The sequence below is a fragment of the Cohnella sp. GbtcB17 genome, from assembly GCF_019091135.1.
GTDB lineage: Bacteria > Bacillota > Bacilli > Paenibacillales > Paenibacillaceae > Cohnella.
The window spans coordinates 1-14,292 of the sequence record NZ_JAGXJW010000042.1; the positions used below are offsets into that span (position 1 = coordinate 1).

Sequence of the window (14,292 nt, forward strand, 5' to 3'; positions counted from 1 at the left end):
ATCCCCACTTCATATTAGGATGTGCGCAGCGCCGGAGCGGCTGCCGCCGCCGCTGCGGCCATGGCCGAGCGCGCTGCGCTCTCGGCGAAGCTGGCTCTTCTCGCCGTAGAAGCGCTCCTCGTCGTCATCGTTCGCGTACTTGCGCGTCGTGAACGGGAGGCCCCACATGTCGAGCTTCGGACCGCGCTTGCTCTTTGGCGTCGGCGCTGGAACGTAGTCCGGCGAATCGCGGTTCACGTCGACCGGCTCGCGATCGCGCTCGTGGCGCGGCGGCATTCCTGCATCGCTGCCAAAGCCGATCAGCTCCTCGCTTGCCAGCCCCGCGCCGCGTCGTTGCGGCTGCGGCAGTTGCACAGCCGATTGCTCGAACTCGCCCAGCTCATTCAGCATCGGCGAATCGTCGCGCTCGTCGCTGGCCACGCCGGCATCGGCATCGCCTGCACCGACGCCCACGCGCCCGCCTCGACCGCGCTTGCCGCCGCCCGGCTTCGCGCCTGCGGCCACAAACGGCGGCGCCACTTGCCCAGCACCGGCGCCGCGATCCCCACGCGCGCCGCTCCGGCGTTCGCCGCCCTCACCGCGCGCCGCGCCGCCGCGGCCGCCTTCCGCCGCCGGCGCTTCCCCGCCGCCGCGGCGTTTCTTGCCCTTGCGCGCGCCCGCGAATCCACCGGCGCCGCCTTGTCCCCCATTGCCTCGCTGGCCCGCTCCGCCGCTTCTGTTCTCGCTGCGCGGCTTCATGCCGACCACTTCGAAGTCGATGTTATAATCGTCCATGTTCACCCGTCCCACTCTGATCCGCACTTCGTCTCCCAATCGGTACACCTTGCTCGTGCGCTCGCCGAGCAGCGCCATCTGACGCTCGTCGAAGTGGTAGTAGTCGTCGCTCATCTCGCCGAGACGGACCAGACCCTCCACCGTATTGTCGAGCACGATAAACATGCCGAAGCCGGTCACGCCGCTGATGATGCCGTCGTATTCCTCGCCGATCTTGTCCAGCATGAATTCGGCCTTCTTCAGCTTGTTCGTGTCGCGCTCCGCATCGACGGCCACGCGCTCCCTCTCGGACGACTGCTGTGCGATGTCCGGCATGCGCACGGCCCATTGCTCGAGGCGTTCCTCCGGCAGCGTCCCTCCGTTTTCCAGCACCTCGCGCATGACGCGATGAATGACCAGGTCCGGATAACGCCGAATCGGGGAGGTGAAGTGCGTGTAAAATTCGGCCGCGAGCCCGAAGTGTCCAAGGCTCTGCGAATCGTATTTGGCTTGCTTCATCGAACGCAGCATCATCGTGCTGATGACGTTCTCTTCCTTCGTGTCGCGAATCTGCTCCAGCAGATCCTGCAGCGCGCGCGGATGCACGGAGTTGCCCTTGCCGCGCACCGTATAGCCGAGGTTCGAAGCGAACTGCACGAACGTCAGCAGCTTCTCGCTGTCCGGATCCTCGTGAATCCGGTACACGAACGGCACCTTCAGCCAGTGGAAATGCTCCGCCACCGTCTCGTTCGCCGCCAGCATGAACTCCTCGATAATCTGCTCGGCAATCGAACGCTCGCGCTTGACGATGTCCACCGGCTTGCCTTCCTCGTCTACGATCACCTTCGACTCCTCGAAGTCGAAATCGATCGCGCCGCGGCGCATCCGGCTGTCCCGCAGTGCCAGCGCCAACTCGCGCATCGTGCGGAACGTCTCGACGAGCGGCGCGTACCGCTCCATCTGCTCCGGATCCTCGTCGACGAGAATCTTGCGGACGTTGGTGTAGGTCATGCGCTCCGTCGTCTTGATGACGCTGGTGAAAACGTCGTGGCGGACCCGCTTCATCGTGCCGGCCTCGAACTCCATCTCGCAGGACATCGTCAGGCGGTCCACCTTCGGATTCAGCGAGCAGATGCCGTTCGACAGCCGGTGCGGCAGCATCGGAATGACACGGTCGACGAGGTATACGCTGCAGCCGCGGTTGTAGGCTTCCTCGTCGAGCCGGGACTTGTCCTTCACGTAGTAGCTGACGTCCGCGATATGTACGCCGAGCACATAGTTGCCGTTCGGCAACCGCTCTACGTTTACCGCGTCGTCCAGATCCTTGGCGTCTTCGCCGTCGATCGTCACGATCGTCTTGCCCCGCAGATCGCGCCGGCCCTGGGCGACGATCTCTTCCTCGGAGATGGCGTCCGGCGCGGCTTCCGCCTCGGCGTTCACTTCGTCAGGGAACTTCTCCGGCAGCCCGTGCTTGCGGATAATGCTGAGGATGTCGACTCCGGGATCGTCCTTGTGGCCGAGCACCTCGATAATCTCGCCTTCGGCAGCCGCTTTGCCTTCCGGATAGTGCACGATGTCGGCCACGACCTTCTGCCCGGTTACCGCACCTTTGAAATTCGCCGGACGGACGTAGATCTCCTTGTTGATCCGCTTGTCGTCCGGAATGACGAGGCCGTAGCTCTCGTGATGTTCGAACACGCCGACGATCTGCGTGACGGCGCGGCTGACGATCTTCACGACTTCGCCTTCCATGCGGCTGCCGTCGTGGTTCTTGGACGTGATGCGGGCGAGTACGATATCCCCGTTCATCGCGCCCTTCAGGTCGTTGGCATTAATATAGAGATCGGGATGCCCCTCCTGCTCGGGCAGCAGAAAGGCGAAGCCCTTCGCGTGCACCTGCAATCGGCCCCGCAGCAGATTCATCTGTTCGGGCAGACCGTAGCGCTGCGCGCGGGAACGCATGATTTTCCCCGCTTCTTCCATCTCCGTCAACAGACGCAGGAATGCCTTAAATTCCGCGGCGTCCGTAATCTCGAAGCGCGCTTCGAGCTCTTTGTAAGTGAGCGGCTTGTAGTCTGGATTCTTCATCATCTCGAGCAGCTCCTGCTCGCTCCACGATGGCACTGGCATCACCTCATCTTCCAATAGTATACACGATTTAGCGGTGAGCCAATCGGAGCGCAGCAAGATGTCCCGAACCAAATATCGTTAAGGTACCGGGACGCTTCAGGACGGAAAAGTCGGCGTTGGTAAATCTCGCCAGTCGGATTCACGATACAAAAAAAGCGGGAAGCCCTCGCTTCCCGCTTGAACGACGTTGCAATTACACACTCACGACGTAAGCAACGACCAAGGACAGAACGAAAAATCCGACTGCCAGAACGATCGTGAGGCGTTGAAGGAACAGATCCAATCCCCGTGCCTTTTGCTTGCCGAACAAGTGCTCCGCACCGCCGGAGATGGCGCCCGACAGGCCCGCGCTCTTGCCGCGCTGCAACAATACGGTGCCGATCAGACCGAGCGAGAAAATGACCAGTACGATTTTCAAAGCGATTTCCACTGCTTCCACCCCCCGTGATGCCGGAACACTGAGAATCGGTTCAATAGGCATAAAACGTTAGCTTAATAATAGCACAAGCCTGCGATACGTGGCAACCGTCGTACCTTCTTATTTCTCGATAATCATCCTGATCAGGAAGTTGATCAAACACTTACTTTTTCAATCACCATCTGAGCGCTCACGCTCGGAGCAAGCGTCAGTGTCAGCGCTACAGCCGAGTTGTTGCGTAGTGTAATGACATCGCCTGCAGTAAGTTTCAGGTAGGCTACGCCGCTAATGTTGCCGACCGCATTGAGGAAGGTTATATTCGTGCTCGGATCTACCGCGCCGTTAACCGCTATAGCTGCCGCGGATCCGATCCCCGCTGTGATGCTTAGACTATAGTTAATTTTGTATATACCCGAAGTCTCAACGCTGAAGGTGGTCGAGCCTTGGGTGTGGGTGTGGGTGTCGGACATCCCGCCGAAATTCGGCCCGTTATTGGAAAAGGGGACATCAGCGCCGCCAACAACCGTGGCATTCGCTAAGGTAGAGAGTTGATAGGCGTAAATACCGCTGATGAGGCCTGCCGGAGCGCTTCCCGGGTCACCCTTGTCGCCTTTCGGACCTTGTGGCCCGGTGGCGCCAGTTGCGCCTGCCGGTCCGGTTGCGCCTGTATCCCCCTTTTCTCCCTGCGGACCCTGAGGCCCCGTCGCGCCGACAGGGCCTGCCGGTCCCGTTGCGCCTGTATCGCCCTTATCTCCCTGCGGACCTTGAGGCCCGGTCGCGCCCGCAGGGCCTGCCGGTCCCGCTGCGCCTGTATCCCCTTTGTCACCCTTCTCGCCCGTCTGTCCCGCAGGTCCCGTTGCGCCGGCAGGTCCGGTGGCGCCTGTATCGCCCTTGTCTCCCTTATCACCCTTCGCGCCCGCCGGTCCCGTTGCACCGGCAGGTCCGATGGCACCCGTATCTCCAGTATCGACTTTATCACCCTTGTCGCCTTTCGCACCCGTCGGTCCTGCAAGTCCCGTGGCGCCAGCAGGTCCAATAGCGCCTGTATCGCCCTTGTCTCCCTTATCCCCTTTGTCACCCTTCGCGCCCGTCGGCCCCGCTGGCCCCGTTGCGCCCGCAGGTCCAGTGGCACCCGTATCGCCTTTCTCACCTTTCTCACCTTTCTCGCCCTTATCGCCCTTCTCGCCCTTAGCACCTTGCGCGGTTGAAGAAGTGTCAGCGGTCGTGATGACGACTGTCTGGTTCGCCTTGTCCCAAGTAACCGCTGCGCCGAAATGATCGACCAGGAAACGGACGGGTACCATCACCCGGTTTTTAATGAGCAAACCCGGTTGATTCAGCGTAATTCGCGTCACTTCCAAGCCCTTTTTCACAGTGGCCACCGACTCGCCAATTTTAAGCGTTACGACCGTGTCGCCTTTGACCGCTGTTACGGTTTGAGAAGGTCCGTCCCATTGCAACTTTGCCCCAAGCGGATCCAGCGTCCCCTTCAGCGGAACCAGAACGGTGTTGTTCACCATAACCGGGTCGACATCCTGTTTTTGAACGTTTCCGTTAATGGATAATGACAGCGCAGCGGCTTGACTAACCGGCAACGTGAGCAATGACATCAAAAGCGCGATGGACACAAACGGTGTTCGCCAGTTTCTTTTCATTTACATGCCCCTCCCAGTAAATTTCATTCAATGGTATAAGTCATATCTCGACTCAATTTACCATAATACGGCAAAAATTTATAGGTTTTTTCTCATTTCACAACGTCGATAACCTTCTGGCGCAAAAAAAAGCGGATCGCTCGGCAATCGAACGATCCGCTTCTATCAGTTCACAATCGGCTGGGCAAATGAAGATCGCCGGCTACTGCGCCAACTCTTCATTGAGCCCTCTCTGCTCCATCTTCTCAATACCCGTCCGTCTCTCCGCCCAGCTTCTTCGCTTCCTCGACGCCCGCATCCGACGCGGCCGAACCCGTCGCCGGATTGCCGTGCTGCAGCCCGTTCGCCTCCAGCCCCTCGCGCACGCGGCGGCCGTAGTCCGGATCGGCCTGCGTGAAGTAGCCGATCATCCGCTCGCGAATGTCCGCTTTGCAGATGCTCAGGTTCGCGACCAGATTCGAGATCAGCTCTTCGCGCTCCCAGTCCTCGAAGGCGCGATACGTTTCCCCCGCCTGCTTGAAGTCGTTCGGCCGGTCGATCTTCTGCCGCACAAGCTTCGCGTTGTACGCCGGCTCGTGATCCTTGCCTGCCTTGGGCGCTTCCTTCAGTCCGCCGAGCGAGGAAGGCTCGTAGTTGACATGCGGGCTCTGGCCGGGCGCCGCATCGACGTTGTATGCCATCTGGCCGTCGCGCTGATTCGTCGCGACATGCGACTTGGGCGCGTTGATCGGCAGCTGCAAATAGTTTGTGCCGACGCGGTGCCGCTGCGTGTCCGAATAGGAGAACGTGCGCCCCTGCAGCAGCTTGTCGTCCGAAAAATCGAGGCCGTCCACCAGCACGCCCGTGCCGAACGCAGCCTGCTCCACTTCCGCGAAGTAGTTGGCCGGATTGCGGTCGAGCACCAGCTTGCCGACGGGCAGCATCGGCGCCACGTCCTCCGGCCACAGCTTGGTGGGGTCGAGCGGGTCGAAGTCGAGCTCGGGATGCTCGTCGTCGCTTAAGATCTGCACGCGCAGCTCCCACTCCGGATACTCGCCTTTTTCGATCGCTTCATATAAATCCTGCGTCGCGTGGCTGTAGTTCTGGCTGATGATCTTGTCGGCGTCTGCCTGCGTCAGGTTGCGGATCGGTAGCTTGAGCGGCTCGAAGTGGTACTTGACGAGCACGCCGACGCCGTCCTTGTTGACCCATTTGTATGTGTTGACGCCAGAGCCCTGCATCTGCCGGTAGTTCGCCGGAATCCCCCAGGGTGAAAAAAGGAACGTGACCATATGCGTAGCTTCCGGCGAAAGCGAGAGGAAGTCGAACATGCGCTCCATATTGTTGACATTCGTGACCGGGTCCGGCTTGAACGCGTGCACCATGTCGGGGAACTTCAGCGGATCTCGGATGAAGAAGATCTTGAGGTTGTTGCCGACGAGATCCCAGTTGCCGTCCTCCGTGTAGAACTTGACCGCGAAGCCGCGCGGATCGCGCAGCGTCTCCGGGGAGTGCCCGCCGTGCACGACGGTCGAAAAGCGTACGAACACCGGCGTCCGCTTGCCCGCCTCCTGGAACAGCTTCGCGCGCGTATACTTCGATACGGGCTCGTCTCCCGCTTTGCCGTACGACTCGAAGTAGCCGTGCGCGCCGGCGCCCCGCGCGTGAACGACGCGCTCGGGAATGCGCTCGCGGTCGAAGTGCGTGATCTTTTCGAGAAAATGATAATTCTCCAGCGTCGTCGGTCCTCTGTTGCCCACGGTCCGCACATTCTGGTTGTCCGCGATCGGATGTCCCTGGCGATTGGTCAGCGTCATGTCCGATTCCGCGCCCTGTCGTTGTCCGCCGTTCTGATTCGTCTCGTTCGCCATCTCCATGGTCACCTCTATTAAGTAAGAATGAATCGCTATTCTTACTCTATCCCTGGACTGGCAGGATATGCATGAAGATGGCATGAATTCCGGATGAAGACGAGGTGAAAAACGACGCGCACGGCAAAAAGCCCGGCCGTCGGCCGGGCTTCATTCAGCGAATCGCGAGGCGGTCTCTTAGATCCAGCCGCGCTCCTTGAACCAAGCGTAGTTCAGCTTCGCGCTCTCGAGCGAGTTCACGTCGTACTGCTCCTGCTCGATGATGACGTACTCGACGCCGGCCTTCTCGGCGGCCGCAAGCGCGGAGTCCCAATCGACCGAGCCCTTGCCGATCTCGGTGTCCTTGCCGTCGTCCTTGAAGTCCTTGGCATGCACGAGCGGCAGTCGACCTGCATACTTCTCGATGAACGCGGCGGGATCCTGGCCTGCGACCTTCACCCAGCCGAGGTCGAATTCGAAGGTCAGCTCTTCAGCCGACAGCTGTTCGGCGAGGTGATCGATGACCAGCTTGCCGTCCTGTGCCGGCTTGAATTCGAACGCATGGTTGTGGTAACCGAATTCCAGGCCGGCCGCGCGTACGATCGCGGAAGCGCGCTTCAACGTGTCGGCGAACTTGTTCACGTCCTCGACGGACGGATTTTCCGGCAGCGGGTAGTAAGGCACGACGAAGCGCTTAATGCCGAGCTCCTTGTAATAAGCGACTTTCTCGTTCAGGTCGGATTCGAACTTGTCCGGCTCCTGCACGTTCAGGCCGACATGCACCGAGTTGACGTTCAGGCCCGCATCGGCCAGCGCCTTCTTCAGGTCGGCGGCGGAAACGCCGTAGTTGCCCGCCAATTCAACGTTCTTGTATCCGATCCCGGCGATCTCGCGGATCGTGCCGAGGAAGTCCTTCTCGCTGCGGTCGCGTACGGAGTAAAGCTGGATGCCCACTTGCGGCTTGCTCATGATTCATTCCTCCATATTCGGATTATTCGATTTTGACGCATGACGCGCCGTTTGCCTTCTCGTCCTCCTCCATTATAGGCGCTTGGCGGGAGCGCTTACGAGACCGTTATTTGCTCATTTTATATGGCATTTGGACCCTGCCATATGCAGGTGGCCGCCTTATACGCAAAAAGGAATGAAACAGTCGCGCTGCTTCATTCCTTTTGTTCCTTATTCTGATCGTCATTGACTTGCTGCCACAGTGACGCCTACGGAGACTGCTTGCGCCGCTCTGTCCAGCCTTCCTACCGAGGTGGTTCCAGTTGAGACTACTTCGCGAACCGCGGTCGGTTGGCACGATAAAGTAGTTCTGACGGAGACTACTTGCGCCGCTCTGACCATCCTGCCTATCGAGGTGGTCCCAGTTGAGACTACTTCGCGAACCGTGATCGGTTGGCACGATAAAGTAGTTCTGACGGAGACTACTTGTGCCGCTCTGACCAGCTTGGCTGCCGAGGTGGTCCCAGTCGAGACTACTTCACGCTTCTCGCCTCTGCGCCCCGGATGCCCAGCGTAAAAATCTTGCAGGCGCCCAGCTTGCGAACAAGCGCTTGGCCCTCAGCCTCCGCCGCCGGCGCAACCTCCGCCCCGCGCCGCTCAAGCACGTCGCTCTCGTAGAACGCCTCGGCAGTCGCCGCTACGCGCAGCTCGGACGCTTCCGGCCGCATGTTGAACCAGCGGACCATGAGGTCTCCGCTCTCCTCGCCGATCGCGGCGGAGGAGAAGGCCACGCCCTCGCCTTCCCAGTTCAGCAGCTGCCCGGTGACGGCCAGCGCGCCGCCGTGCACGCCGGTCTGCGCCAGCGTCCAAGGCGCCTGGAACTGATACGCCTCGGCGTACGCGCCATCCGTCGCGCCGTCGCCGCCGTGCGGCACGAGCAGCAGCTCGGCCGTATGCACGCCCAGGCACTGCGCCTCGGGCGTCGGGAAGACGCCCCAGTCGCCCAGCTCGGCGACCGACCGCAGCAACGTCACCGCGATCGTTCCGCGCCCGTCGCGGAGTACCTCGTACTCGTTCAGGCCGAGATTCGCGACCGTCAGGCCAAAGGCCTTGCCGTCCGCGACGTCCACGAACGCCTGCTGATGCTGGGCGTTGCTCGGATTGCGCCACTCGGCCGCAGGCTCGGTATCCCGGCGCGCGATCTCGAAGATTGCGTCTGCCAGATGAGTTTTCGCCTGAATATCCGAAGGGAACAATGCCCGTACCCGATGGTCCTTGGCGCGGTTGTCGATCGTCGTCCGGATGCCGACGCCGCGGCCCGAGCGCTCCAGGCTGACGACGGTCCGGATTTCCATCGGCACCGTCTCCGCCACGCGCTGCGCCTTGCGCTCGGGGAAGTAGACGGCTTCCCGCTTCTCTTCCTCGAACAGCGCGTCCGCCGAGGCCGGCACGGCCCAGCGGTGCACGATCTCGATCGCGCCGCGATGCGCTTCGTCTTCCACGATCCGAATGTCGGCGGCAAGGCCGCGGGTCGTCAGCGCCTGCTCCCCGTCCGGCTGGCGGTACATATATTCGTTGCCGATGTCGCCGGTGTCCTCGTAGACGAGCAAATCCCGATAGGTGCGGCCGGTCCGCTTGTCCGTCACGGACAGCGTGCCGTCGTCCGCGATCTCGACGCGCAGGCGGTCGTTCTCCAGCGCGCGCTCGCCGCTGACAAGCGAAGCAACCGCGTTCACCGCGGCATTCGCTCCAACGCCAGCCTCGCCATCAGCGCCAATAGCAGCCGCCTTGACCCATGCATAAGCCTTCCAGCCTAGCGCCGGCACGTCCGCCGCCTCGAACGTCAGCTTCACGCGCCGCGTCCAGTACGGCTGGCGGAACTTGTCGTCCGGCAGATCGTAGCCGAACTGCAGGCCAAGGTCCTCCACCCCGCAAGCCGCGACCACGCCCTCGGCATCCACCAATACGCGTCCGCCGATGTCCAGCGCCTTCATGCGACGCTTCATCTCCTCGGGCGGCACGCCGTCGCGGTAGTAGATCCGCTCGACGTCGAGCTCGATCTCCACCGTGCCCGTGCGCGGCCAGCCGGTCGTGTTAAACGCCACGAGCGGCAGCGCATCCGCGCCGTAGCGGCCGAATGCCGACGTATCCACCGCATCCGCCGCTGCCCGCTTGCTGTCGTCGATGATCGCCTCGGCGACATGCCGGCTTTTCTCGAACCGGGTCACCATCTCGCGATGAACCTCGTCGACGCTGCAGCCGCAGATGCTGTCGTGCGGATGGTTTTGCATGAGCGTCTTCCAGGCGTACGTCAGCAGGTGATGCGGGTAGGCTTCGCCGACGCCGTGCGCGATCGCCGCCAGCGGCTCAGCCACGCGCTCCAGCAGCGCTTGCCCCCGCTGGTTCATCTGCTTCAGATACACCCGCGCGGAGGCCGTGTTGACGAGCGTCGACCAGCCGTCGGTGCGCTGGCTGCGCAGCTCGCCCTTGACGACGGACAGGTTGCCGCCGACCGACTGCCTGACCGACGCCAGATATTGTTCGAAGCTCGAATGCACGAAGTCGGTGTCCGGATACAGCTCGCGGGCGACACGAATCGCCTCCGGCAGGTCGGTCTGGATCGGCTGATGGTCGCAGCCGTTCATATAGAGCAGTTGGTCGGTCGACGCATAGCGCTCCGCATCCGCCAGCTTGCGGTCCCAGTAAGCCTTCGCTTCGGACGCGTCAACGGGCACTTCGTTGCCGTTGCTGTACCAGTTGGCGAACAGAATGCCGAGCACGCGCGATCCGTCGGACCCTTCCCAGATCAGCTCGGAGAACGACGATTCGTACTCCGAATCGGCCACCGTGTTGTTGAATCCGGTCGGCTTCACGCCGCGTCCGAACACGGCGTTGTCGATGCCCGCCTGCTTCATGATCTGCGGCGCCTGGCCAATGTTGCCGAACGTGTCGGGGAAATAGCCGACCTTCGAGATCGTCCCGTAACGCGCGGCGTCGCGGTGCCCGATGAGCAGGTTGCGCAAGTTGGCTTCGCCGCTCGTCAGGAACGCGTCCTGCAAAATGTACCAAGGCCCGATATGGATCCGGCCTTCCCGGATCAGCTTTTCCAGCCGCTCCCGGCGCTCCGGACGCACCTGAAGGTAGTCCTCCAGAATGATCGTCTGGCCGTCGAGGAAAAAGCTGCGGTACTCCTCCTTCGACTCCAGCGTGTCCATCAGCGTATCCACGAGCCGGATCAGTCGGACGTGGTGCTTTTCATAGGGTAAATACCATTCGCGGTCCCAGTGGGTGTGCGAGATGATATGGGCGGTTCTTTTTGGCTCCAAAATGTTTCTCTCCTCTCCAGGAAGCTCAGGCGCGGACATCCGTGTGAACCGTCGTATCGTCCGGGCGGTAGACGGCCGTCAGTCGTCCAGCCCCATCGACCGCGAACAGCACCGAGCGCTCGCGTTCCAGCAGGAACGAATACGTCGCTCCGCTTGCAGCATCCTTCACCCGGACCGGCGTATCGTAGGCATACTCCGAGACGAATACGAACAGCGCGCCTTCCGCAAACGATAGCTTGCGCCCGTAAACGCCCGGCAGGTCGCCGCCTTCGAGCCACTCGAGCGCGGGCGCGTAGCCTGCCGTCTCCAGCGCGTGCGCGTACAGCGCCGCGATCGGCTCGTCGCGGTCGTTCAGCTCGACCGGCAGCGGGCACCAGAGGATGCGGCCGCTGCCGCAAGGCACGTCGATCGCCGTGTCCGCATCGCGTCCGTCGCGATCCGCGGGCACTTCCTTGGCGACCTGCGCGATGCGCCGGCTGCCGTAGCTGACTGCGTAGCGCTTGCCGCCGACGGCAAGCCGCTCTTCGCGCACGACGTTGGCGGGCTTGCGCGCGCCCAGCGTCTCCGCGAGACGGTCCGTGTGCCGCCAGTATGCATCGAGGCCCGCAGGACCGGTGACGAGCAGCGTCGCGCCCGTCCGGCCGACGATGTCCAGCAGCTCGGCATAGGCCGCGTCGTCCACGTTGTGCGCCGAAGGCAGCACGATCAGCTTGGCCGGCTCGTCCAGCAGCGGCTTCAGGTCGTATTCGGACACGCCGCGGAACGGCACGTTCAGCCCGTAGGACAGCACGCGGGTCAGCTTTGTCGTGGCGTCGAAGGCCAGCTTGCGGTTGGACAGATCGTTCGAATACGGGAAGACGACCGCTACGTCCTCGAGCTCGCGGCCTTTGAACAGATCCCTTACCTGCTCCATGAATGCGCCGAAGTCATAAGAGACGTCGGCCTCCGGCTTCTCGGTGCCGTCCGCGCGAAGCGCCCCGATATGGGATTCGTTCGCGTTGTCCATATAGAAGTTCGTGTTCCAGATCCAGTGGATTGCGCCGGCGCCGCCCGCCGCGAAGGCGTAGGCGTATTTGCGCTCCAGCATCGCCTTCAGCTCCTGCTCCGAACGCTTCGCGAGCCCTTCCGGCGTTTCCACGTACATGATGCCGGTCTCCTGTACGACGTTCGGCTTGTCCGCCGTCTTGGCGAAGACGCCGTCCCACAGCAGTTGGTCGTTCAGCCACCAGGAATGCACCGTCGTGTAGTCGACCGCTTTTCCATAAAAGAACGGGGACGGCCGCTGCGCGCCTAGCGCCTCATCCTGGCCGACGGTGACGAGCTGATCCGGGCAAACGTCCTTGATCGCGGCGACGAGCTGGCTCGCCCAACGATTGTGCATGTCCATCGAAAACAGCGCGTAGTCGAGCCAGCGCGTTCCCTTTTTCCCGCTGTGCATGTCCTGCACGTCGAAGTTGATCTGCTCGGGCTCCGGCAGCTCCGCCGACGCGAAGTCCGGCAGCTCGCCCGGCGTCATGCTCCAGCGCTCGCGCAGCCGTTCGATCGTGCCGTGCCGCCGCTCCAGCCACTCGGCGAATGCCGCCTGCTCGAACGGGTCGCGGCAGGAGCGCGGACCGTCCGAAAAGATCCGCGCCGGATCGAACATCGACGGCTCGTTGATCAGGTCCCAGTCGACATGCGTCGTCTCCCGGTGGCGGCTGACGATCGTGCGGATGAACCGTTTCTGCGCCTCCACGCTGCGCAGATCCAGGTACGGATTGACGCCCTCCCACGTTTCCGGCGTGAACGAGAAGAACGTGAACGTCACCTGCAGCCCATGCTTCTTGGCAGTCAGCAGAAACGCGTCGATCGCCCGCAGCGCATCCTCAGAAACATGGCCGTCGACCTGCATGATGTTGCGGTAGGCCGTCCAGATGCCCGTACGGATCCAGTTGATGCCCGCGCGGCGCATCTGCGCCATGTCGCGGTCCCATACGGAGACGTTCGGGAGAAAGAGGAACTTGCGCGCGACGTCGCTCGTCATGTACGTCATGCCGACGATCGGCAGCGGGCGTCCGTCCCGCTCGAAGTAGTCGCGTCCCGCCCGAATAGGCGCGCCTTCGGCCAGCAGGGCCGGGTCCGCGCCCCAGAAGCCCTGGCGGAGGTAGCGGACCTCACCGTCCTCCGCTTCGGCCCGGCATACGACGGCGTAGTAGCCGCTCTGCACGTCCGCCTTCACCGGGATGCGCCAGATGTCCAGCTCCGGGCGCGCCTCCGCTTCGAGCGCGTGCCGATAGGCTTCGACCGTGCCGTCGTCCTGCGCGTGGCCCGTGCCAGCCGGCGCTGGGGACCCGTCCTCAGCTTCCCGCTCGATCCGGATGTCGAACGTCCATCTCCGCCCGCCGCGCTCCGCGGCGACGCGGCGGCCGAGCGCCTGCGCCTGCAGCGTGAGCAACGGACGCTCATGCGCCTCATAAACCGCGTAGCTCGTCTTAAGCCAGAGCTCGGTGACGCCGGCTGCGCAGAACCTGGCCCACGCCGCCAACGCCACGAACCCGCCGCGCGCCACGAACGAGACGCCCAGCGGTTGATTGACGAACAGCCAGCGGGCCCCGGCGAATTCGCCCTTGGTGTTCTCCCACAGGACGACCGGCGCCGAGCGCTCGCGGCCGTCTGCCGATACGCCTTTCAGCAATGCGTATATATGCGCGTCCATCGGCCCTGCCGAGCCCATCTGATGCGGCAGGTCGCTCGACTTCGTCACATGCGGCACGAGATTCCACGTATCCGCGACCTCAAGCAGCGCCTCCTTGCCGGCCAGCAGCGGGATGTCCGCATGGGCTTCGTGCCGCGTCACGCGATCGGCCGACACCCGCAGCATCTCGTGAATGCGCAGTTGGCGGTGATAAGCCGTCTGCTCCGGCTCGGCATGCCAGACGCCGCCCTCGCGGCGAACGGGCCTGCGGAACGGCGCGCCTCCCGCGCTCAGCAGCCCGCCTCCCTTTTTCAGATAAGCTAGGATGTCCTCCCAGGCGTCGATCGGAAAGTAAGGCGCATGCAGCGATACGAAACAGCCGACGTCGGGCCGGCGCAGCCGTTCGCCCAGCTCCTCCGCGTTCACCAGTTCGCCGACCAGCCGCGCCTCCTCCAGCATCAGCGCCGGCGCCCCCGGAAAGGCAGGGTCGTAAAAGACGACGATTTTCATCGGACCGGCCGTCGAATCCATGTTCATCGCATCCCCCTTCAACGCCTCG

At 62.6% G+C, this 14,292-nt stretch carries 7 protein-coding genes; all 7 read right to left on the reverse strand.

What is annotated here, in order from left to right; all coding sequences use genetic code 11:
- Positions 1 to 9 precede the first annotated feature (9 nt).
- Entirely contained in the window at positions 10 to 2,883 is a 2,874-nt protein-coding gene (gene rnr / locus KVT38_RS21765) for a ribonuclease R (RefSeq protein ID WP_217595854.1), read from the reverse strand.
- Positions 2,884 to 3,076: 193 nt separating this feature from the next.
- Positions 3,077 to 3,313 carry a preprotein translocase subunit SecG gene (gene secG, locus KVT38_RS21770; RefSeq protein WP_090117057.1) on the reverse strand — a complete coding sequence of 79 codons (237 nt, stop codon included), beginning with the start codon at positions 3,311 to 3,313 and terminating at the stop codon, positions 3,077 to 3,079.
- Positions 3,314 to 3,456: 143 nt separating this feature from the next.
- Positions 3,457 to 4,956, reverse strand: a complete 1,500-nt coding sequence (locus KVT38_RS21775; RefSeq protein WP_217595855.1) for a stalk domain-containing protein — start codon at positions 4,954 to 4,956, stop codon at positions 3,457 to 3,459.
- 245 nt (positions 4,957 to 5,201) lie between these two features.
- Positions 5,202 to 6,806, reverse strand: coding sequence for a catalase (locus KVT38_RS21780; RefSeq protein ID WP_254639433.1), 1,605 nt, complete (start codon positions 6,804 to 6,806; stop codon positions 5,202 to 5,204).
- 177 nt (positions 6,807 to 6,983) lie between these two features.
- Complete coding sequence (locus KVT38_RS21785; protein WP_217595857.1) at positions 6,984 to 7,754, reverse strand: sugar phosphate isomerase/epimerase family protein; 771 nt, start codon at positions 7,752 to 7,754, stop codon at positions 6,984 to 6,986.
- A 512-nt stretch (positions 7,755 to 8,266) separates the two neighbouring features.
- A complete protein-coding gene (locus tag KVT38_RS21790; RefSeq protein WP_217595858.1) occupies positions 8,267 to 11,059 on the reverse strand; it encodes an alpha-mannosidase in 2,793 nt (930 codons plus the stop codon).
- A 25-nt stretch (positions 11,060 to 11,084) separates the two neighbouring features.
- Positions 11,085 to 14,264, reverse strand: a complete 3,180-nt coding sequence (locus tag KVT38_RS21795) for a beta-galactosidase (RefSeq protein ID WP_254639438.1) — start codon at positions 14,262 to 14,264, stop codon at positions 11,085 to 11,087.
- Positions 14,265 to 14,292 lie beyond the last annotated feature (28 nt).

Bases quoted from the DNA above. Each gene is read 5' to 3' on its own strand.
- rnr (WP_217595854.1), bottom strand. From the start codon at position 2,883: ATGCCAGTGCCATCGTGGAGCGAGCAGGAGCTGCTCGAGATGATGAAG.
- KVT38_RS21775 (WP_217595855.1), bottom strand. From the start codon at position 4,956: ATGAAAAGAAACTGGCGAACACCGTTTGTGTCCATCGCGCTTTTGATG.
- KVT38_RS21780 (WP_254639433.1), bottom strand. From the start codon at position 6,806: ATGGCGAACGAGACGAATCAGAACGGCGGACAACGACAGGGCGCGGAA.
- KVT38_RS21785 (WP_217595857.1), bottom strand. From the start codon at position 7,754: ATGAGCAAGCCGCAAGTGGGCATCCAGCTTTACTCCGTACGCGACCGC.
- KVT38_RS21795 (WP_254639438.1), bottom strand. From the start codon at position 14,264: ATGGATTCGACGGCCGGTCCGATGAAAATCGTCGTCTTTTACGACCCT.